This is a genomic window from Patescibacteria group bacterium (genome assembly GCA_041651155.1).
Lineage (GTDB): Bacteria > Patescibacteriota > Patescibacteriia > CAIXNZ01 > CAIXNZ01 > JAPLYF01.
This window is the reverse complement of the sequence record JBAZJU010000001.1, coordinates 234,388-254,768: the sequence shown is the minus strand read 5'-3', so window position 1 is coordinate 254,768 and position 20,381 is coordinate 234,388. Positions and strand designations below refer to the sequence as shown.

Here is a 20,381-nt window from a genome sequence, read left to right as displayed (position 1 = left end):
AGATTAGCTCAACAAATTTATAAAGTCAACCCCGCTCTGTCATCCAGAGCATTGCGAAGGATCCATTACATCGGTGTAATAGATTCTTTATTAAATTCAGAATGACAGAGCGGGAGCACCTTCCAAACCAAAAGCTTTGGCCTTAATTATTTTTACTTTTACAAATTTCCCTAGTAAATTCTTCTTTGATTTAAACTTAACTACTTTGAATGTCCTTGTTTTACCGAGCCAAATATCATTTTTTCCTTTTTGATAAACCAAAACATCTAAAACCTTGCCGATTAATTTTTTATTTATTTCTAAAGCTGTTTTTGACAAAATATCATTTAATTCATTCTCTCTTCTTTTCTTTTCAATTTTAGACACATCATCCTTTAATCTGGCCGAGGCAGTTCCCGTTCTGGGCGAATATTGATTTAAATAAGCCATATCAAATTTAACTTGTTCAAAAAGTTTGGCTGTATTTAAAAATTGTTTTCTGGTTTCACCCGGAAAACCAATAATTACATCCGTGGAAATTGCTACCCCAAGAATATTTTTTCTAATTTTCTTAACTAAATTTTTATAATGCGAGATAGTATAGTGGCGATTCATTTTTTTTAAAATTTCATTGTCACCCGATTGAACCGGCAAACTTATGTATTCGCAAATCTTTCTGTTCTTGGCAATTACTTTAATTAATTTATCTGACAAATCTTTAGGATGACTGGTAATAAAGCTTAGCCAGAATTTGCCAGAAAGATTAGATAAACATTCCAATAAGTCGGGGAAATCACTTATTTCCAATTTTGAATTCTCAATCGCAATTTTTAATTTTAAATTTTTAATTTTTAATTTAGGTAGATATGAATTTACATTTTGCCCCAGTAAAATTATTTCCTTATATCCCTGTATAATTAAATCCTTCACTTCTTTAATTATTTCCTCGGGCAAGCGAGACTCTTCCCTGCCCCGCACATAAGGCACAATGCAATAGGAACAAAAATTATTACAGCCAGTCATAATCGGCACATAAGCAGTAAAAGAACTTTGATATTTTGGTTTTAAAGAAAAATAGGTCTCAACCTCACCTTGCAAACTTTTTTTCTGTAAAAGATCTGGCAATTTATTTAAATCTTTAATATCTAAAAAAATATCGGCTTTATCAGCTTTCTTAACCACTTCTGGTCGCAAAGCCATACAGCCGCTTAAAATTATTGTTTTTAATTTTGGGTATAACTTTTTCTTGTGGTAATTATTGATCGCGCCATAAACCCTATCCTCTGCTGATTTTCTGACAGAACAAGTGACCAGCAATATCAAATCAGCATCTTTGTCATTAGATGCTACTTTGTATCCTAATTCTTCCAATTTAGCGGCTGCCCGTTCGGCATCAGAGTAATTCATCTGGCAGCCGAAAATTTTAATAAAATATTTCATACTTGCCAAGAAATTTTAAACCGCCTTAACCGACGAAGAAGCGATTGGCTAATCGCTTCTTCAATGGGGATGTAATTGATATTACAAGCGGTTTAAAATTTCTGCCTTGATTTGCTTAATAAATTTTTCCAAATCCTGTGGTCCCAAATCACCCTTGCCTCTTTGCCTGACAGCAACTTGGCCAGAAGACATTTCCTTATCACCTGCAACCAAAATGTAAGGGATCTTATCCTTTTCACCTTTTCTAATCTTATTGCCCACTGTCTCATTAACTAAATCCAAGTCAGCCCTAATTCCTTCAGCTCTTAACTTCTCAGCCACATCCTGACAATATTTTTCATGCGCTGCGCCAATATTTATAATCTTAACCTGAACAGGAGCTAACCAAACCGGCCACACACCAGCATAGTGTTCAATTAATAAAGCCATGAAACGTTCGGGCGAACCGGCAATTGCGCTATGAATCATTACTGGCACATGTTTTTTCCCGTCCTGGCCAATGTATTCAAGCTTAAATCTCTCTGGCATATTAAAATCCAACTGAATAGTAGAAATCTGCCACTCTCTACCTATTGCATCCTTAGCAATTATATCCATTTTCGGTCCGTAAAAAGCGGCTTCTCCTTCGCCGATAACATATTTAAGTTTCTTTTCTTTTAAAAGCTCTTCCAGTAATTTTTGGGACTTTTGCCAGACCTTATCATCACCCAAATATTTATCTTTCGCCTTTTCATCACGCAATGACAATCTCACATAATATTCCAAATTATAAATTTTTAAAGCAGCCTCAATTAATTTCAAAACATTGCTGAATTCATCTTTGATCTGATCTTCAGTACAGAAACAATGCCCATCATCCTGAGAAAATGCTCTTAATCTAGTCAGACCAGAAAGTTCACCTGGCTTTTCATCACGATAAAGATTGGCAAAATCCGCAATTCTCACAGGCATATCTTTATAGCTTCTCAAGGCAGAAGCGAAAATCTGAGTATGCTGAGGACAGTTCATGGGTTTTAAATAATATTCTTCATCAGTATAATTAGATATGACCCTAAACATATCTTCTTTGTATTTATCATAATGTCCCGATATCTTAAAAAGCTCAGCCTTATTTATTTGTGGGGTATGCACTTCTTTATAGCCAATGCTTTCTCTTAATTCCCTGGAAAGATTCTGGATCTGATTGCGGATAATCGCACCCTTATTTGTGTAAAGCGGCAGACCAGGCCCAACCAGATCTGAAAAAACAAATAACTCCTGCTCTTTGCCGATTTTGCGATGGTCTCTTTTTTCTGCTTCAGCTAATAAAGTTAAATGTTCGTCCAATTCTTTTTGTGTTTCAAACGCAGTGCCATAAATTCTTTGCAGCATTTTATTTTTCTCATCCCCGCGCCAGTAGGCACCTGAAATTCGCAAGAGTTTAAACGCGCCAATTTCTTTGGTTGATTTGACATGAGGACCGCGACATAAATCTTCAAAAATATCACCCAATTTATAAAAACTTACCTCCTTCTCCCCTTCTTTTTCTAAGTCTTTAATCAATTCTATTTTATAGGGCTGGCCTTCAACCTTTTCCAGGGCTTTCTTGATTGGCACTTCTTCTCTTTCAAATTTTAAATTATTTTTAATAATTTCTTTCATCTTGGCTTCAATTTTTGCTAAATCTTCTTCTTTCAAAGTTCTTGAGCCCAAATCAAAATCATAATAAAAACCTTCAGAGATTGTCGGCCCAATTGCGAATTTAACGTCTTTATAAAGTTCCTTAACAGCCGCAGCCATAACATGGCTGGCTGAATGTCGCATAATGTCTAATTTTTCTTGATCTTTCATATTTTTAAATTAAAAATTTAATTTTGTTTAGAATTTTAAAATTTGATATTATTTTGCCTTCGCAAACCGTAGTCCCGCCCCGCGGGACGAAGGTTTGTTATTTGTGATTTGTCATTTGGATTTTAATTTTAAAAAGGATCCCTCAACTACCTAAAAATATAGATAATCTTGGGACCCTTTTTAAAATTAGGGCGGTTCCACCCAAATTCTCTGCATTAGCAGAACTCTTGATTTTATAAAGCTTAGAAACCCTTAAGGATTTAACCGCCTAGACATGCTAGGCTGGCCAAATGGTTGGTAGCCATTTCAATCGCTTTTTAAGGATACTTCAATAATAAATTAATTTTAATTTGCCGTCAAGCCCTAGTTATAAAACTTCTTGGAATGGATTGCCTCCGTTTCTAAAGTCTCAATCATTAGATCATTCATTCTTTTCAAATTTTTCTTTATTTTCCCTGCTGTACTTTGCAGATCTTTCAGGTCATACTTTGGATCTCTGAATTCAGTCAAATTGCCATTTTTATCAAAATAATACATTTCCTCGCGCTTACCATTTTTATCCAAATATTCCAAGATATAACTGCCGTCTGCCAAAGCATTGATTTTAAAATTTCCCTTATTTTTTTTCAAGCCAAACAATTCAACTTTCTGAAATGACGCCCGCTCTTCAATCGGCAAATCTTCCTCTTTTGGTCTTTCCCAATGAACAGGTTTTTCATTGTTTCTAGTTGCAGAAGCGTCAGCCAAAGGCTCAACTAATTCTAAAATGTCTGGCGCTGATTCATCTAATTCTATAAAATCTTCCGATTTATCTTCCCCTGTTTTTTCTACATCTGGTTTTTCAAAATGTTTCCCAAATTCTTTTGGCATAATTTTAAATTATTGGGCGATTTTAATAATTATATGATCCTGGAAATAAGGCGCTTTTTTAGCCCAGACCGGAAAAAATGACACATCAGTTCTTTCTATTTGCTGGAAATTTCCTAAATATGACTGAATATCTTCCTGATTTAACTTAACAAATTTATCACGGTTTAAAATAGGGCTATTTTGGCTAATAATCTCTGTCCCGCTGACTGAACTTTTTATTTGCGCAATTTTACCGGTAAAATCAAGCTTTTTAATTTCATAAACCAATTGGTCGCTAGTATTTGAGACTAATTGTTTATCCTGAGTAACTAAATTATTTAGCTGAGCCACTGCATAATCTTTTATTGCCTGACCAGTAAAAATAACTCCGCTTACTTTTATTTTTAAGGTTAAATGATAATTCAAATCTTCATCGCCTGCTTTTTGGTCAAAACTTTTTTCTAAAATCTCCTTGCTTAAAACTTTAGTTTTATCTTTATCTTCAGCTGTCAAAGCCTGCTGAGCTAATTCATCGGAATAATCTGCAACTGCCTTATCTAATTCTTCCTGGCTAATTGCCGCTACAAACTGCCCGCTAGCCATAAAATCTTGAGAATTCTCTGCATAAACTAATTCCTGGACACTTTGGCTCAGGCCGGGAATAGTGAATTTTGCGCCTGCTTTGGCTAATGGCTTTGCAGCATCATCGGGATAAACAGCAACAACAGCCGAACCCTTCGCTGGAATATCTACTCTTGTTTTTAAACGATAGAGAATATTGTCAGCTGTTAAAAGCCTCGTGGTAGCAACCAAGGTCTGGGTTTTAGCCAAATTATTTATTATCTTTACCTCGCCAACTGTGTCCCCAACAATTTGTTTTTTCCCTGTTGTGACAAAAAGTTTTTCACCCTGAATTATTTGCTCCACAATTTTACCCTGGAAAATCCCCTGTTCAGGGCTGATTGCCTTATCATCTTCCACAATCGCAAAATTAAAATCTGTTTTAACTTCATCTTGCTTGGGATAAATTGTGATATAAGCATAAGTCAGCGTAAAATAAAAAATCACCCCGATTAGAATGACCGTGAGAATGATAAAAGTCAAAGCTATTTTTTTATAAATGCTTAAAGGCGGATTAACGTGATGCTTACGGTACATATTTTTGAAAATTAAGAATTAAGAACAAATAATTTAATCAATATGTATTTCTTCCATATTCTATATTCTTAATACTTTATACTGTCAATATTGTAGCAAATTTACATTAGTTTAACAAATTTCACTTCACCCAGGCTATTTAATTCTTTTTGCAGTTCTTGATTATTAAAATCAGCATAAAAATTTGTTTCAATTTTCCTAAAGCGCGAATCGTCAATAGGCACGGCCAAATAAACTTTATTTTCCCCTGTAGTCGCGCTTAAAATATTATTTAATTTGCTGATTGTCTGGGCAGTCACAACTTTTTTAAAAAAAATAAATAAATTTTTAACACCGGCCTGCACATTTTGATTAATTTTTTGCAATTTATTTTTTAAATCCTTTATAATTTCCAAGCTCAGGGTTTTAACCTCATTACAGATTACCTTATATTCTCCGTCTTTGTTGGAAACAGCGCCGCTGATGATAACCGTGTTATCTTCCAGCCAATTTTCTTTAGTCACGCTATATACACTGGGAAAAACAATGATTTCCACGCTATCAAAAGTATCTTCCAGCCTGACAAAAAGCATAATTTCGCCTTTTTGGGTGATGACTTTCTTTATTTTATTGATCACACCGGCTATTCTTATATTACCGGCTGCTTTGCCCTTTTTAACGCTTTGGGTCGTAAAAACATAACCTTCTAATTCTTTTTGGTAGTCGCTAAATGGATGATCTGACAAATACAGACCCAGCAGCTCTTTTTCCCAGGTTAATTTGGCTTTTTTACTAACCTGCGGAAATTTTTCCAATTGCAAATTATGTCTTATTTTTACTTCTGACAAAGAAAACAAGCTATTCTGGTTGGAATTCTCACTACTATGGACTTCCTTGATAAAATTCAATAATTTGTCTATATTCATCAGCATTTCATAGCGATCCCCAAATTGATCTAAAGCTCCGCATTTAATCAGGCTCTCTAATGATTTTTTATTTAGATCTTTATCTTTAATACGTGTTAAAAAATCACACAATGACTGAAAAGAACCGCTTTCTTTTCTTTCATGAATAATGGCCTTGGTAAGTTTTAAACCTACATTTTTAATCGCAGACAGTCCGAATCTAATCCTCGGCCGTTCTTCCTGCAAACTTTCCGCCACCACTGTAAAGCGTGTAAAACTTTCATTAATATCAGGCGCCATTACCTCAATTCCCATATTGCGGCATTCATTGACTTCCAGAGCAATCCTTTCAATATCATCTAAATCTGCGGTTAATAACGCTGACATGAATTCTACAGGGTAAATGGCTTTTAAATAAGCTGTCTGATAAGCAATCATGGCATAACAAGCGGCGTGAGAACGGTTAAAGCCATAGCCGGCAAAAGGTTCAATAAAAGCAAAAACTTCATTGGCTGTTTTTTTCTCAACCCCATTTTTCAAACAGCCGGCCACGAATTTATTCTTTTGTTCATTCAACAGAGTTTTTATTTTTTTACCTACTGCTTTTCTCAACACATCTGCTTCAGCCAAAGTAAAGCCTGCCAAACTGCGCGCGATTTCCATTAATTGCTCCTGATAGATTGCCACCCCATGAGTTTTAGCCAAAATCGGCTCTAATTTCGGGTGCAAATAAGTGGGCTTTGTCTGGCCATGCTTATTACTGATGTATTGAGGAATCAATTCCATGGGGCCTGGACGGTAAGCCGCCACCATGGCAATAATATCTTCAAATTCATTAGGCTTTAATTGCTTTAAATATCTTCTCATCCCGCCTGATTCTAATTGAAAGACACCCATGGTTTCGCCTTTTTGCAACAAATCAAAAGCCTTTTTATGATCTAAAGGTATGGTATCAATATCAATTTTTTGGCCATGAATTTTTTCAATAGTTTCTAAAGTATTTTCAATAATAGTTAAGTTGCGCAAACCTAAGAAGTCCATTTTCAGCAGGCCTAAATCTTCAATCGGGTGTAAAGAATACTGTGAAACAATGCTTTGATCATCACTGGAAGCATATTGCAATGGCACATAATTTATGAGGGGTTCAGGCGTAATCAAAACGCCGCACGCATGAGTAGAAGCATGCCTGCACACGCCTTCCAATTTTTTAGCATTATCAATTAAATCTTTACATTCTTTATTGCTGCGATATTCGTTTTTTAAATCAGGGACTTTGTCTAAAGCCTGGGTCAGACTAGTATTTATGGGGATCATTTTAGCCACTTTATCGCAATAACCGTAAGCAATCCCCAAAGCGCGTCCCACATCACGCACAGCAGCGCGCGCTGCCATGGTTCCAAAAGTAATAATTTGGGAAACATGATCTTTCCCGTATTTTTCTTCAACATAACGGATCACCTCGCTTCGTCTTATATCGGCAAAATCAATATCAATATCAGGCATGGAGATTCTATCGGGATTTAAAAACCTTTCAAACAGCAAATCATAGGCCAAAGGATCTATATTGGTAATGCGGGTCAAATAAGCAACCAAACTACCTGCGGCTGAACCGCGACCTGGCCCGACCACAATTCCATTATCTTTTGCCCAATTTATAAAATCAGCCACAATCAAAAAGTAAGGGGCAAAACCTGTCTTGGCAATCACTGAAGTTTCGTATTCTAAGCGTTCCAGAATTTCTTTCTTTTTAAAATCCTGATTTTTATTTTTAATCAAAACCTTATGTTCATCAATCTCCCAGTCATTATCTTTGGTTAATTCACCGCCATATCTTTTTACCAAGCCTTGGGAACACAAACCCTGCAAATATACTTCTGCGCTTTTGCCTTCTGGTACTTCAAAAACCGGCAAAATGTTTTTGCCAAACTCTATTTTAACCGCGCACTGCTCTGCTATTTTTTCTGTATTAGAAATAGCCTCCGGACAATCTTTAAATTCTTTGACCATTTGCGCTGTTGTTTTTAAAGAAAAATCATCGCCGATCATGGTCAGTCGATTTTCTTCAGTCACTTTATGATTGGTTTGTACGCATAAAAGAATGTCCTGAGCCTTATCATCTTCCGTGTTTAAATAATGAGTATCATTGGTCGCGACCAAGCCCAAATTATATTTTTTAGCCAAGAGCTGCAATTGTTCATTGACGAATTTTTGTTGAGGCATGTTAGGATGAGATTGCAACTCTAAAAAAAAGTTGTCCTGTCCAAAAATTTTCAAATATTTTTCCAGTATCTTCTCGGTTTTCTCTAAATCCTTATAAGTTAAAATTGAATTGGGAATTTCACCTTCTATGCAGGCCGAAAGCGCAATCAAGCCATCTTTATATTTTTCCAAAATTTCCAAATCTATTCTGGGCTTATAATAAAAACCTTCCAAATTAGAAATAGTCACTAATTTCAATAAATTCTGATAACCTTGATTATTTTTAGCCAATAAAATTAAATGAAAACGTTCTTCATCAATCCTGGTCCTCTTATTTAAACGGCCATAAGGCGCCACATATGTTTCCACGCCAACAATTGGCTTTACCCCTGCTTTTGTTGCTTTTTGATAAAACTCAATAATCCCATACATTGAACCATGGTCTGTTAAAGCCATGGCTTCCATGCCATCGGCTTTGGCTTTGGCAATTAGATCATCAATTTTAACCAAGCCATCAAGCAGGCTGTAATGAGAGTGGACATGAAGCGGTACAAATTTCATACGTAAATAAACTTACTTTTACAATAAAAATATTACAAATCAATTTTCTTTAGATTCGCTTAAAATTTTATTTTTATTTTAGCTATTTGATAAGTAAAGTATACCCCTTTCGCTCCCCTTTCACAACACCAAATAACAGCTGAAGTCAAAAGATTTTTAAATTAAAAAAGACACTAAATAACCAATTAAAGCCCCTAAAATGATCGGGGGCAAGCCTGGCATTGGTTTTTTATCCTTTTGGCTCATAAAAATAGCATATAACCCGATAAAACCTAAAATAGCGCCAAAAGCAGTAAAAAAACTAGCAAGCAAGCTAATTTTTAAGCAAGTCACAACAAAAATTGTCGGCATGGCTAGATCACCAGTTCCTAAAAATACATATTCAGAGGACAAGCTGACATCTTTAACTTTTTGGAACAAACCTCTGATAGCTGGCGGAATTATAAAGGCAAAATGGACTTTGACTTCAGCCATACCAGTAAACATCTTGACCATATGTTTTGTTTTGTAAACAGCCCAATAATCATAAATCGCCAAAATCAGCAAAATTATTATAACCGCGTTAGGCGTAAGATTTAAGCCAAAAATTACGGAAATTGAGCTTATGGCTAAGGCCAAAATCAGGTTATGCAGCAAAATATTATTGTAAGCCAGCCAAATCCCCATAATAAATCCAAACGCAAGCAAAGACCAGGGCCAGCCAAAATATGCCTGGCTAAAAATAATTAAGCCGTCAAAAATCGCCAGATAAAAAAATATCCTAATTAATAGCGGCCTTTTAAAGTATTTTATGCTTAGCCATAAGATTAAAGTACCAATAAAAAAGGCCAGAATAAATTCCCAGGCGCTAAAATTGCTTGGCGTGTTTTGAGGAACAAGTTGCATTCTACTGCCCAAATTAAAGGCAATGCTCATGGCCAAAAAAAGGCTAAACGCAAATAAAAAAAGCTCCAAAAGAAAACCAAAGCTTAAAAATTGTTGTAATTTTATTTTCATAGCACAATTAAATTATTCTTAACCTCATTATAGCATTAAAAAGCCAATGTCTAAAAATAAAAAAAGCTTACTCGGTTTGCACCTTTCAGCTTTAATTTTGATTTGCAGTTGCGTTAATTAGGCTTGGGTTCTACCAGGACAATTAGAGAAGTGGTTGCGCTTCCGCTGCCTATTTGACCATTTATCGGGGTTAGGTACAAAATTTTGTAAGTTTTGCCTACCTCCTTTAATCCATCACTTAATTCTACAGCATAGTCACTCGGGAAGCCTATTGGCTTTTTTACCTGGATAAGAACTACTCTTTCCGGCACGAGCATTTCAATATTATACGTTTTGTCTTGTTCGGCCGTTGCGGTTTTAGTTTTTGTCACTGAAGAAATTAATACATCTCCAGCAATCCCAATTAATATAATGACTACGGCCCAGATGAGCACTTTCATGCCGTCTCTCTCAGAGGAAGTAAAACTTAACCACGCCTTTTTCAAAATGTTCATTTTCAGCTGCCTCCTTTTGACTTTTGTGCGCTTTGTGGCGCTAGCACTTCTTGCATTGAAAATTTTATAGTGTATTTCAATGCTCTTAAGCAAACTTTAAAGCAACTTTTTAGTTTTGTCAATTGGCTGTATAATAAGTATATATTTTTTAAAAAAACAATTCAACTTTTACTCCTTAAATTCTTATAATTTAAATCTATTCGTAGATTCGCAGCGAATTTGTAAATTCGCATTCAAATTAAAAGCCCCCCTTTTAAAGAGGAGCTCAAAGTAAAAATAGAACCTTGATTGCTTTGACGCGCAGACGCAACTATGCGCATCCTAACCATGGCTTGTGGCAATGGTTTGGGTTTTGAAGTGCAATGGCAGATTGTCTCCAGCATTCGTTTGGGCACAATTTCAGCTTGCGTCAAGGTTATTTTGTCCGCTATTTTATTTGGGAAGTTCAAGTTCGCGGAGAAAGACGCTTCTTTTTTATGCCCGAGCTTGACGGTGCCTGCTACCCATTAGCAAATCAAGGTTCTGAAAGTCATCTTATCCAAACCAAATTTATATGTCAAATAAATATAGGCAACTAACTTTCTTAGGCACTGGGCCAATGGACTCTATTCCTCATCTTAAGCATCAAGACCCTGCTTGCCAAGATGCCAGAAAATTTAAAAGCAAATCTAAACGAACCCGCAGTTCTGTTATTTTAAGTTTTACTAATTTTAATATCTTAATTGACGCTTCCCCTGATTTTCTAAAACAAATAAAAATTAACAAAATAAAAAAAATTAATGCGGTTTTAATTACCCATCCGCATTTTGATGCCTATGGCGGACTTAAACAATTAAATTCTTGGCTTAAATCCCCTATCCCCGTTTACTGCCAGAAACAAACCTGGCGAATTATTAAAAAACATTTTAAAAATTTACCAAATTTAAAATTTAACGTAATTAAACCATTACGTAATTTATCAATCAACAATATAAAGATATTGCCACTGTCAGTTCGACATTCAATTATTAATGAACAAAAATTTCCCACTTTTGCCTTTAAAATCAATAATTTTATCTATTGTTCAGATGTAAAAAAAATTCCTGCAGATTCTTCGGTTTATTTTAAAAATGTTAAAGACTTAATTTTAGATGCAGCCATGTACTTTAATAAACAAATTTTCAGCCATCTAAATACAGGAGATTCAATTTTATTAGCCGATAAACTAAAAATTAAAAATCTTTATTTGACCCAAATCGGACATTCATATCCACCATACAATATAGCCCAAAAAGAAATACAAAAATTTGTCAGACTAAATAAGATTAAGACTAAAGTATATTTGGCTTTTGATGGACTAAAAGTTAAGTTATAATAAACATATGATATTTAAAAATCGCCAGGAAGCTGGCCAGAAATTAGCTAAAAAATTACAAGAATTTAAAAACCAAAAAAATGTTTTAGTCTTAGCTTTGCCTAGAGGCGGAGTAATAACAGCTTTTGAAGTTGCCAAAGAATTAAACTTACCTTTGGACTTAATAGTCACCCGTAAAATTGGCGCGCCTGATAATGAGGAATATGCAATTGGAGCAATAACTGAAACCGGTGAAGGCATTTTTAACCAAGAAGCAATTAAATCACTTAATATTTCCCCAGAATATCTAGCTAAAAAAGTAACAGCGGAAAAAATGGAAGCCATTCGCAGACTAAAAACATATCGCCTAAATAGACCAGCTTTAAATTTAAAAAATATGACAGTGATTATTGTTGATGATGGTCTTGCTACCGGCTTAACCATGCGGGCAGCCATTAAATCAGTTAGAGAAAAGGCTGCAAAAAAAATTATCGTGGCAGTGCCAGTTTCTGCCCAGGATACGCTTAAATTAATTCAAAAAGAAGTTCCAAATGTTATTTATTTAGATGCGCCTTTATTTTTTGGCGCAGTCGGCGCTTTTTATCAGGATTTTGGACAAACTACAGACGAGGAAGTTATTGAACTAATGAAAAAATCAAAAAATTTCGGAAAATAAACGCCCTGTCATAATTTATAAAAAAATAACCGCCTCTAATTTTTGAGAGACGGTTTTATAATTTGAATTTAATTAGCCTTTTTCAATCGTAGTCGGCGGTTTACCAGAAATTCTAAATGTCACCTCACCAACTTCACGAATTTCATTGGTTAATCTTTGGGCAACGTAATCCAGGAAATCATCTGATAACCTGGCTCGTCTGGCTGTAAAACCATTAACACTCCAGACTGCCCAAATACTAACAACTACACCACTGGTAGCATCATCACCCTTTGTACAGGTTGTTATGGATTGCTCCACGGTCGCACCTGCTTGCCAGACCGTGTCATAAAGTTTCCATTTGCGCAGCGCTCCAATAAAAATCTCGTCAGCTTTGCGCGCAATTGACAAATTGACAGCAGTCACTTCACCTTCAATTCTCACGACCATGCCTGGCCCGGGAAATGGATGGCGAGTTAAAAGTACTTCTGGCACACCGATTTCGCGGCCAATATTTCTACCTGAATCTTTTACGCAGTCCGAAAGTGGAAGAATTTCTGTTACATTTAAGCCCAGGTTTACATTATGGTGCTGTTTAATTTGAGCTTTCTGTGCACCCGTGGCATAACCGCCCCCGCTTTCTGAAATGTCTGTGTAAAGAGTACCTTGAACAATGAAGCTTGCGCCAAATAAAGCTGCCTCTTCTTCCAAAACAGCCTTATAAACTGAACGCATGGCTATCCGCTTTTCTTGCATTGTCACCTTACCTTTTAAGATAGCGAGAAAAAGGTCAGTGGCATCAACCACTTTTAAATCCAACCAGTCCTGATTGCCAAAGTATTCCAGCACATGAGCTTCATCTTCAGAACGGTCAATGCCTTTAATGTAAATTGCCCGAACCCGTCCCTTTTTACCTTTTAAGGCATGCTTTAATAGAAAAGCACACGTTGAAGAGTCTGAGCCACCAGAAAGAGCCAAAAGCACTTTTTTATCGCCGATTTGCTGCCTTAGCGATTCAATTTTTTGCTGAGCAACTTTAGCCGCTGGATAATGATCCTTGGCTCCGCAAATCCCAAAAAGAAAATTCTTGAAAATTTGCGGCCCATATTCTGTTTCAGTCACTTCCGGGTGAAATTGAACTCCATATAAATGTTTGTATTCACCGGCAGCTAGAGGCGCATTTGCGGTTTGGCCTGAAATTTTTATTTTACCGACTGCTTCTACTCTGTCGCCATGGCTTTCCAATACATTCATTTGTTGTGGGCAACCTTTAAAAAGCCGCGAACGTGAAAGTTGCTCAAAAAGATGTGTACCAAATTCCCTCTTTTGGGCTGGAATCACTCCAACTCCAAGATGTTTTGCCCACAGCTGAAAGCCGAGGCAAATTCCCAAAACCGGAATTCCCAGATCAAAAATTTTACTGTCAAAAGGCGGCGGTGAATCATAGACTGAAACTGGACCGCCTGAAAGAATGATACCGATTGGCTTCAACTTTTTGACATCTTCAGCAGTCACGCTGGCCGGGTCAGCGACCAAGCAATAAACACCGAGCTTTTCAATCTCCTGCTTAATTAGGTGATCAAACTGGCTGCCCAGAGAAAACAAAAGAAAAATTTCATTTGTTTGGCGAATTCTTTTTTCTTCTTCAATTTGAGCCAACGCCTGAGGTGTTGCTTTTTTCAGGGTATATAGCATTTTTACTCCTTTCAAAGTACTATTTTTTTTCTTTAACTTAACTTATTAAACTAAAAATGTCAATAAAAAATAAAGAGAGGTATTTCACTCTCTTTTTTAAAGTAGTTTTTTCAGAGCCAAGGCCACCTCTATTGGATCGTGGCGAATCAGAGCCCGTTTCAAGCTATCTCCTTCCACTTTTTGTGGCATTTTCTGGGAAAGGAAATTTTGGCCAATAAACTTTGTCCGCCGGCCGACAAAATCTTTACGTAAAAATTTTACTGGTGATTCCCCTTCCTGCAAATACGAAGCCAAAAATTTCTGACTGGGCTTTTTCGTGTTGTATAGTACGTAATCAAAGATGTCTTTCTGTCCCAGATACTTTTCAAGCAATTCCACAAAATCAATGACTTGAAGGTCAGCCGTGTGCATTTTTTGAGTCATGATGTTGCAGACATAGACCTTAAGTGCTTTTGAAGCGCAAATAGCTTTTGCCACGCTTCTGACTTTCAGAATTGACAAAGTGTTTGCGTAAAGGTCTCCGGGACAAAATGCTATCATGTCGCTTTCCAAAAGCCTCTCAATCGCTCTGGGATTCGGCGTAGGCTCTTTTGTAAAACTTAGTGATTTGATGGGCATCTCTTTTAGATCAATTTGATGTTCGCCAATGATTACTTTTCCATCAGGCGTATGGGCTACTAGCCGAACATCATCTAAAGTTACCGGGATTACCTTGCCTTTTGTTTTGAGGATTTCGCCAGCTAGATTCAAAGCCATTTCAAAACTGCCTGTGATCTGCTGTAAGGCAGCAATGAATAAATTCCCAAAATTTTGGCCAGATAATGAATCCCCTACAAATCTGAAATTGAAAAGTTTACGCCAAATTTCCTCAGATTGCGATAAGGCGACTAAACACTGACGTGAGTCACCCGGTGGCAAAGCGCCCAACTCATCTCTTAAAACTCCCGAAGAACCGCCGTCATCAAACATGGCTACTATGGCGGCTAAATCTATGCCAGAGTGCATTTTTAAACCGTTAAGTACAGCATTATGTCCAGTCCCTCCGCCAATTGTCGTGACAATAGCATCTGCCAATTTAATCACCTCCCTTTGTCCGCTATAGCTTATGCGAAAACGGACCTTTCTTATTTGATTATCTAAATTTATTCTTAAATTAACCTTTTGTCAAATACAAAAATTGGGCTAAACTTACTTTTTTCTTTATTAACTTTTTCTTTAGGCGAATATTCATTATAGTTTAAGCCGAATTTTAAAGCTTGTTTTATTAAAAACACAACTCTTTTATATTTATTCGCCTTATTTTTTTGCAAGGCTGAATCTATTTCATTTTTGAATTTAATAAAACTGAAATTATTATAATTAAACCATTTAATCTCCCCGAATTTTTTATCATGTTCCAGCAAAATCTGCAACCAATTTAACTGATCAATATCAATAAATTCTTCATTGGCAAACAAACCCATTTCATCATTTTTTGACACCAAAAAATTTCCACTGATATTTGCTAACAACATGGCATAAAAAATTGATTCAAATTTGTCGCTAAATTTTATAATCATAAAAAAATTACTCGGCTGGGCTGGCAAAGCCCTGGCTCGGCTAAATTTCGTTGTCAGTAATTAATTTAACATTTGACTAAGCGAATTTAGACGGCCGGGGCTAACCCCAAGAGCCCATAATATCCCGGAGTTGCCAGCCCAGCCGAAACTTAAACGGAATTAAAGCTAAAATTGTCTGGTTTTCGCCACAGGATCCATGGATACTATAAAATCAAATATTCTACAAATAAATCTGCGGTAAATAGCTTTTTGTCTGCGTGACATAATGTTATAAAATTAATTTTTAAAAATAAATTAAATATGTTATGATAAATAAAAGAGCGCTTCTTTAAACAAGGTGTTCTCTTTTCCAAAACTCGTCCAGGCTCAAACTCGGGCGAGTTTTGATCTATAGGTTATTCTTAAATAGTACTAAATTTACGAATAACTGCTCTGACTACTCCCTGGACTATAACGTTTTTGGCAAAAATTGGTTTCATACTGGAATTAGCCGGCTGCAACCTGATTCTGTTTGCTTCTTTGTAAAACTTTTTTAAGGTGGCAAAGGTATTATCAAGCAAAGCCACTACCACTTGCCCATTTTTCGGGCTAGGATTTTTTTCAACCACTACAAAATCACCATCAAAAATACCTTCATCAATCATTGACTGGCCTTTGACTTTCAAAACAAAAGCTTTAGACTCATCTTTTACCAAATCTTTTGGCACGGCTATTTTTTCATTTTGTTCTACTGCTTCAATTGGCTCACCAGCAGTAATTAAGCCAGCCAAATTTAATAAAAAAGCTTCTGCCTTATTATCATCAATAATTTCAATTGACCTGGCTTCATTTGGATCCATTTTTAAATAGCCTTTTTCCTGCAAGGTCTGAATATGCTCGCAGACTGTGGCAGTTGAAGACAAACCAAAATGCTGGCCAATTTCCCGGTAACTCGGAGAATAGCCCTTGTCTTGGGTAAATTCGTTGATGAAGTCTATAATTTCTTTTTGTCGTTTGGTTAGTGACATAGAATTAAGTATTAAGTAGTAAGTGTTAAGTATTACGTTAAGTTATATTTAGATGGCAGATTGTAGATTATAGGTTATAGATTGTGGAAGAATAATTTTATTTTAATGATTTGACCCATGCTGACAACATACGATTAACTTCGCTAGCTAATTCAACTAAGTTTAAGTAATCAACTTCAGTCATATATTTTAAGTCTTGGCTTAATAACATTTGAGATTTTAACTCCTCCAAAGATGATTCGGCATAATTATAAAAATTGAACTTATCACGACCTCGTCTTTTAAAAGCTTCTGCAATATTAGAAGCGACAGATACAACACATCTTCTCATTTGAGATACCAATCCGTAAAGTTCATAATTAGGAAAACATCTAGTAACCCTATAAATTTCTAAGACTAGCTTATGCGCTTTTTCCCAAACTTTTAAATCTTTAAATGAATTTAATTTATTCATACGACTAAACTATAATCTAAAATCTATATTCTATAATCTTTCAATTTATCCGAACATTTACCAAATTATACAAGTATAATACCCGAACAAAAACCGCATGTCAAGGGTGACTTATCCACAATGCACCAGAGCTCGTTTAGCTCGCTCAGTTCACTGCAGGCAAATAAAAAAATCGCCTCCCACACCGCGGAAAACGATTTTCACTCCCCTACTTTTTCTTTTTCTTAACTACTTTCTTTTTGGGAGCGCAACAACTGCAGCCGCATTTTGGCATAATTTTTTATTAATGATTAATGATTGCAGATTACCGATTACAGATGAAAAACAGCAATCAGCAATCAGAAATCTGCAATCCACGATCTCAATATATTATAGCATAAATCCTTGACGTTTATAAATAGTTTTGCTAACTTTAAAACAAGTCAAAAAACAAAAAGGAGGCAGGATGTCAGCAAAAAATAAGGGAAAAAAGGTAGGAAGGTTATGTTTGATCTGCAAAAAACCCTTTAAAACAAAAAACCCTCGCAAACTGCTCTGCAAACCATGTAAAAAAACAATGGCAATAGGAGAAAGATGAATAATTATTTTGATAAACCTAAAAAGCTGCCCTGCCCAAGGTGCGGAAAGCCAGTTAAGGTACTGGCAAAAAATCTACGCATGTGCAATGAATGCCGAAGTAAAAGGCTTAAACCAGACTTAACAACTGAAGGCACCTACTCTGTCAGAGGTTCGATCAAAGCAGCAGCAGCGCCTTAAAAACTCATTTCGTCCATTAAACAAGCCCCATTTTTTTGGGGCTTTTATTTTCTTAAAGTTAAGCCTTTGGCTTTGACTTTTGCAAACTTGCATGTTAAATTATAGGCAAATTAACCAAGGAGGGAGTAATGAAAGAAGGAAAAGAAAAAATATTTTGCTGGCACTGCCGCAAACAGCTAAGTTCTTTAACAAATCCAAAATTTGATCATCAGCTTTGTTCAGAATGTAAAGAAGAAAACCTAATTATTGTAAAATGCCTCAAATGCAAAAAAGAATTATTAGTCCACAAAAATCGCGACAACAGAACTTGCCCAAAATGCAATAGCTCAAACAAACATTTCTCCCCCAGTGCTCAGGGTATTGGCTGGCGCTAAAGGAGGGATCCAATGAAAGAAGAAAAAGTTAAGTCAAGGAAATGCGCAAGGTGCGGCAAATCATTTAAACCCACGATTGAAAGAAAATTGACTTGCAAAACCTGCTATGGGCAAAATTCACATATTCCACCTATGTCAGAAGAGCCGAATTTAGCGCTCACAAAAAAACAGCAACCAACAGATGATATTTTTTTCAGAATACATTCCTCACCGACCAACACTCGCTAATACAAAAAAGGAGGCATTAAATGGCGAAAGCTAAAAAAAGACATCCCTGCAAAAATGGGATTGGTACTAAAAAATCAAAGCTCATGGGGAGATCTATTCAAGTAACACCAGTCACAGACATCAGCACGCCAGAACAGCTTATTTTAGAGTGCATGCCAGCTTTTGGCGGCGCTTATGTCAGGCGCATCTATTCTATTTTGGACAAGGCCATTGGCCGCGGCGTTCCCCTGATTATTTCAGTCTCTGGTCCGCTCACAGCCTCTAACCAGCACCGAGCCTGGTTCATCCCTCTTCTGGAAACCGGCTGGGTGGCCTATATCACGACAACTGATGCTGTCTGCTATCATGACGGTCATGATTTGCTCCAGGCCTTTGCCGAGCGCCCGCTTTACGAGGTTCCCATTGAAGGAGCTGATGAAAAATTACGCGAAGAGGGAGTAATTCGGATTACTGACATCGGCTTTTCAGAAAAAATCCTCTACGATCAAGACAAGTTTATCACTGCCATGCTATGTCAGCCCGAATTCCAACGCAAAATGACAGGCACAGAATTTCGCTATCTGCTTGGCAAATACTATGCAGCGCAAGAACAAGCATTCAAGATAAAACCCGGCCTAATTTCAACCTGTTATCGCAATGCAATTCCTGTCTTTGTTGGCGCACCTGGCGATGGCTCAAACTTTCTAAACTCAGTAAAACTGTGGGCTCTTCGTAAGCTCAAAGAAATAAACTACAAATTTGATATTGACATCCATGAGGAAGTTTTTGAGAGCTGCGCCTACCATTATTGGGGTCTGAAACAATCAGCAACCAAGCAATTGGCCATCCTGATTTTGGGCGGCGGCGTACCGAAAAATTTTTCCCTCCAGCCAGAGCCGACTCTTTCGCAGATCTTCATGCTTCCCAATATCAATGGCTATGATTATGACGTGCAAATTGTCGGCGCGCCAGTCACTGACGGCTCTCTTACCTCCTGCAAAGGCCAAGAAGCCCACACCTGGGGCAAGGTTTCCAAAGAAGCGCTAGAGTCCACAGTGGAAAGTTTCCAGACAGATTATTCCACGGTAATGCCATTGATTGCCTGGGCGCTCTTGGATAAAAGGCAACGTTTCTTGAAAATGCAAAAACAGCTGGGAGAAGAAAAGCTGTATAAACGCCATCCGGAAGCGCGCGGTTATATTCGGGCAGACGGACAATTAAGGCTTTTTGGCCAACGCAAAAAACTAATGGCTAATCTCCTAAAAGAAATCGGGAAACCCGCTTCCTTAAAGCGCCTGGAAAAAACCATGCGGTTTACACTTCAACTGCCCAAAACAAAAAAAACCTAAAATAACTCAGGAATCAAAACATGCCCCTCAAATAAACGAGGGGCTTTTAATTTGACTTCAAAGGCCATTTAAATTATATTTAAGACAAGAAAAACAACTAGAAATAGATCTTTAACTCAAAAAATCAAAAGGAGGGTTGAGATGGCTAAAGAAAAAACAGAAGGGAAAAGCAGTGGAAAAGAAAAACGGAAAATTGAGGTAATTCTAATAGGACGGCAGGGTGAAGCAAGGATGTACAAAGTAAAGTCTAAACCAGTCATCAAAATCGGACCCCACGAAATTGAGGATCCCGCCACTAAAAAGTTAGCTGACAGAGTACTTTGAAAGGGAGGTAAAAATGCCAAAAAAAATGTCGATCTTTGAGAAGGCCAAGCGGAACTTAAAAAAAATGAAAAAGGAATTCCCTGAATATTTTGAAGCCATTAGAAAAGCGGCACCGGGCGAACCAGTCGCCATGCCCAAGGAGCTTTCTAACAGGATCAGGGCTGAACATGTAAAAAATGTCAGCCCAAAATTGGATAAAATTTCTTTTTCCGCCGAAGAATCCGAGGCACACGCGCACGAAAGTGCGCCAAAGATTTACTGCTAAGCAGAAAAGAAAT

General features: G+C 36.8%; 20 protein-coding genes. 8 read left to right on the top strand and 12 right to left on the bottom strand.

Translation table 11 applies throughout. The annotated features are described in order from the left end of the window. Nucleotides 1-96: 96 nt before the first annotated feature. The 7 genes from miaB to WC460_01335 all read right to left on the bottom strand — a co-directional run bounded on the left by miaB (nucleotide 97) and on the right by WC460_01335 (nucleotide 10,390). Complete coding sequence (gene miaB, locus WC460_01365; protein ID MFA5187990.1) at nucleotides 97-1,419, bottom strand: tRNA (N6-isopentenyl adenosine(37)-C2)-methylthiotransferase MiaB; 1,323 nt, start codon at nucleotides 1,417-1,419, stop codon at nucleotides 97-99. An 81-nt stretch (nucleotides 1,420-1,500) separates the two neighbouring features. Beyond that, on the bottom strand, nucleotides 1,501-3,249 hold the full coding sequence (thrS, locus tag WC460_01360) for a threonine--tRNA ligase (protein MFA5187989.1): 1,749 nt from the start codon (nucleotides 3,247-3,249) through the stop codon (nucleotides 1,501-1,503). Between the two features lie 363 nt (nucleotides 3,250-3,612). After that, on the bottom strand, nucleotides 3,613-4,119 hold the full coding sequence (locus WC460_01355) for a hypothetical protein (protein MFA5187988.1): 507 nt from the start codon (nucleotides 4,117-4,119) through the stop codon (nucleotides 3,613-3,615). Between the two features lie 9 nt (nucleotides 4,120-4,128). Next, nucleotides 4,129-5,256, bottom strand: coding sequence for a hypothetical protein (locus WC460_01350; protein MFA5187987.1), 1,128 nt, complete (start codon nucleotides 5,254-5,256; stop codon nucleotides 4,129-4,131). Nucleotides 5,257-5,357: 101 nt separating this feature from the next. Further along, a complete protein-coding gene (locus WC460_01345; protein MFA5187986.1) occupies nucleotides 5,358-8,900 on the bottom strand; it encodes a DNA polymerase III subunit alpha in 3,543 nt (1,180 codons plus the stop codon). A 156-nt stretch (nucleotides 8,901-9,056) separates the two neighbouring features. After that, complete coding sequence (locus tag WC460_01340; protein ID MFA5187985.1) at nucleotides 9,057-9,896, bottom strand: presenilin family intramembrane aspartyl protease; 840 nt, start codon at nucleotides 9,894-9,896, stop codon at nucleotides 9,057-9,059. A 113-nt stretch (nucleotides 9,897-10,009) separates the two neighbouring features. Beyond that, nucleotides 10,010-10,390, bottom strand: coding sequence for a hypothetical protein (locus WC460_01335; protein ID MFA5187984.1), 381 nt, complete (start codon nucleotides 10,388-10,390; stop codon nucleotides 10,010-10,012). A gap of 312 nt (nucleotides 10,391-10,702) precedes the next feature. On the opposite strand from WC460_01335, the gene WC460_01330 reads away from it, so the two are divergent. From WC460_01330 to WC460_01320, 3 genes are read left to right on the top strand one after another with little or no spacing between them, the layout of a single operon-like run. Continuing rightward, nucleotides 10,703-10,900, top strand: a complete 198-nt coding sequence (locus tag WC460_01330; protein ID MFA5187983.1) for a hypothetical protein — start codon at nucleotides 10,703-10,705, stop codon at nucleotides 10,898-10,900. 43 nt (nucleotides 10,901-10,943) lie between these two features. Further along, complete coding sequence (locus tag WC460_01325; protein MFA5187982.1) at nucleotides 10,944-11,744, top strand: MBL fold metallo-hydrolase; 801 nt, start codon at nucleotides 10,944-10,946, stop codon at nucleotides 11,742-11,744. Nucleotides 11,745-11,751: 7 nt separating this feature from the next. Next, on the top strand, nucleotides 11,752-12,399 hold the full coding sequence (locus WC460_01320; protein ID MFA5187981.1) for a phosphoribosyltransferase: 648 nt from the start codon (nucleotides 11,752-11,754) through the stop codon (nucleotides 12,397-12,399). 72 nt (nucleotides 12,400-12,471) lie between these two features. Here the strand turns inward: WC460_01320 and guaA are convergent, their stop codons facing one another. The 5 genes from guaA to WC460_01295 form a co-directional block, all read right to left on the bottom strand. Beyond that, a complete protein-coding gene (guaA, locus tag WC460_01315) occupies nucleotides 12,472-14,073 on the bottom strand; it encodes a glutamine-hydrolyzing GMP synthase (GenBank protein ID MFA5187980.1) in 1,602 nt (533 codons plus the stop codon). 96 nt (nucleotides 14,074-14,169) lie between these two features. After that, a complete protein-coding gene (locus WC460_01310; protein ID MFA5187979.1) occupies nucleotides 14,170-15,147 on the bottom strand; it encodes a gluconeogenesis factor YvcK family protein in 978 nt (325 codons plus the stop codon). A 74-nt stretch (nucleotides 15,148-15,221) separates the two neighbouring features. After that, a complete protein-coding gene (locus tag WC460_01305; GenBank protein MFA5187978.1) occupies nucleotides 15,222-15,632 on the bottom strand; it encodes a hypothetical protein in 411 nt (136 codons plus the stop codon). A gap of 401 nt (nucleotides 15,633-16,033) precedes the next feature. Beyond that, nucleotides 16,034-16,639, bottom strand: coding sequence for a transcriptional repressor LexA (lexA, locus tag WC460_01300; GenBank protein ID MFA5187977.1), 606 nt, complete (start codon nucleotides 16,637-16,639; stop codon nucleotides 16,034-16,036). A 97-nt stretch (nucleotides 16,640-16,736) separates the two neighbouring features. Next, nucleotides 16,737-17,093 carry a four helix bundle protein gene (locus WC460_01295; GenBank protein ID MFA5187976.1) on the bottom strand — a complete coding sequence of 119 codons (357 nt, stop codon included), beginning with the start codon at nucleotides 17,091-17,093 and terminating at the stop codon, nucleotides 16,737-16,739. Between the two features lie 884 nt (nucleotides 17,094-17,977). On the opposite strand from WC460_01295, the gene WC460_01290 reads away from it, so the two are divergent. From WC460_01290 to WC460_01270, 5 genes are all read left to right on the top strand, one after another. Beyond that, the gene (locus WC460_01290) at nucleotides 17,978-18,223 is read left to right on the top strand and encodes a hypothetical protein (protein ID MFA5187975.1); all 246 of its coding nucleotides are present in this window, start codon (nucleotides 17,978-17,980) and stop codon (nucleotides 18,221-18,223) included. Between the two features lie 12 nt (nucleotides 18,224-18,235). Next, the gene (locus WC460_01285; GenBank protein ID MFA5187974.1) at nucleotides 18,236-18,451 is read left to right on the top strand and encodes a hypothetical protein; all 216 of its coding nucleotides are present in this window, start codon (nucleotides 18,236-18,238) and stop codon (nucleotides 18,449-18,451) included. A gap of 20 nt (nucleotides 18,452-18,471) precedes the next feature. Further along, nucleotides 18,472-19,779 (top strand): deoxyhypusine synthase family protein, encoded by a 1,308-nt coding sequence (locus WC460_01280; GenBank protein ID MFA5187973.1) that lies wholly within the window; start codon nucleotides 18,472-18,474, stop codon nucleotides 19,777-19,779. Nucleotides 19,780-19,920: 141 nt separating this feature from the next. Beyond that, entirely contained in the window at nucleotides 19,921-20,103 is a 183-nt protein-coding gene (locus WC460_01275; protein MFA5187972.1) for a hypothetical protein, read from the top strand. A gap of 13 nt (nucleotides 20,104-20,116) precedes the next feature. Beyond that, nucleotides 20,117-20,368 (top strand): hypothetical protein, encoded by a 252-nt coding sequence (locus WC460_01270; protein MFA5187971.1) that lies wholly within the window; start codon nucleotides 20,117-20,119, stop codon nucleotides 20,366-20,368. Nucleotides 20,369-20,381 lie beyond the last annotated feature (13 nt).

What these genes read in the sequence shown, in the direction of transcription:
- WC460_01345 (MFA5187986.1), bottom strand. Translation starts at nt 8,900, where the DNA reads ATGAAATTTGTACCGCTTCATGTCCACTCTCATTACAGCCTGCTTGAT.
- WC460_01275 (MFA5187972.1), top strand. Translation starts at nt 19,921, where the DNA reads ATGGCTAAAGAAAAAACAGAAGGGAAAAGCAGTGGAAAAGAAAAACGG.
- WC460_01320 (MFA5187981.1), top strand. Translation starts at nt 11,752, where the DNA reads ATGATATTTAAAAATCGCCAGGAAGCTGGCCAGAAATTAGCTAAAAAA.
- thrS (MFA5187989.1), bottom strand. Translation starts at nt 3,249, where the DNA reads ATGAAAGATCAAGAAAAATTAGACATTATGCGACATTCAGCCAGCCAT.
- WC460_01335 (MFA5187984.1), bottom strand. Translation starts at nt 10,390, where the DNA reads ATGAACATTTTGAAAAAGGCGTGGTTAAGTTTTACTTCCTCTGAGAGA.
- miaB (MFA5187990.1), bottom strand. Translation starts at nt 1,419, where the DNA reads ATGAAATATTTTATTAAAATTTTCGGCTGCCAGATGAATTACTCTGAT.
- WC460_01290 (MFA5187975.1), top strand. Translation starts at nt 17,978, where the DNA reads ATGAAAGAAGGAAAAGAAAAAATATTTTGCTGGCACTGCCGCAAACAG.
- WC460_01285 (MFA5187974.1), top strand. Translation starts at nt 18,236, where the DNA reads ATGAAAGAAGAAAAAGTTAAGTCAAGGAAATGCGCAAGGTGCGGCAAA.
- WC460_01330 (MFA5187983.1), top strand. Translation starts at nt 10,703, where the DNA reads ATGCGCATCCTAACCATGGCTTGTGGCAATGGTTTGGGTTTTGAAGTG.
- WC460_01305 (MFA5187978.1), bottom strand. Translation starts at nt 15,632, where the DNA reads ATGATTATAAAATTTAGCGACAAATTTGAATCAATTTTTTATGCCATG.
- WC460_01295 (MFA5187976.1), bottom strand. Translation starts at nt 17,093, where the DNA reads ATGAATAAATTAAATTCATTTAAAGATTTAAAAGTTTGGGAAAAAGCG.
- WC460_01280 (MFA5187973.1), top strand. Translation starts at nt 18,472, where the DNA reads ATGGCGAAAGCTAAAAAAAGACATCCCTGCAAAAATGGGATTGGTACT.
- WC460_01325 (MFA5187982.1), top strand. Translation starts at nt 10,944, where the DNA reads ATGTCAAATAAATATAGGCAACTAACTTTCTTAGGCACTGGGCCAATG.
- WC460_01350 (MFA5187987.1), bottom strand. Translation starts at nt 5,256, where the DNA reads ATGTACCGTAAGCATCACGTTAATCCGCCTTTAAGCATTTATAAAAAA.
- WC460_01340 (MFA5187985.1), bottom strand. Translation starts at nt 9,896, where the DNA reads ATGAAAATAAAATTACAACAATTTTTAAGCTTTGGTTTTCTTTTGGAG.
- WC460_01270 (MFA5187971.1), top strand. Translation starts at nt 20,117, where the DNA reads ATGCCAAAAAAAATGTCGATCTTTGAGAAGGCCAAGCGGAACTTAAAA.
- lexA (MFA5187977.1), bottom strand. Translation starts at nt 16,639, where the DNA reads ATGTCACTAACCAAACGACAAAAAGAAATTATAGACTTCATCAACGAA.
- WC460_01355 (MFA5187988.1), bottom strand. Translation starts at nt 4,119, where the DNA reads ATGCCAAAAGAATTTGGGAAACATTTTGAAAAACCAGATGTAGAAAAA.
- guaA (MFA5187980.1), bottom strand. Translation starts at nt 14,073, where the DNA reads ATGCTATATACCCTGAAAAAAGCAACACCTCAGGCGTTGGCTCAAATT.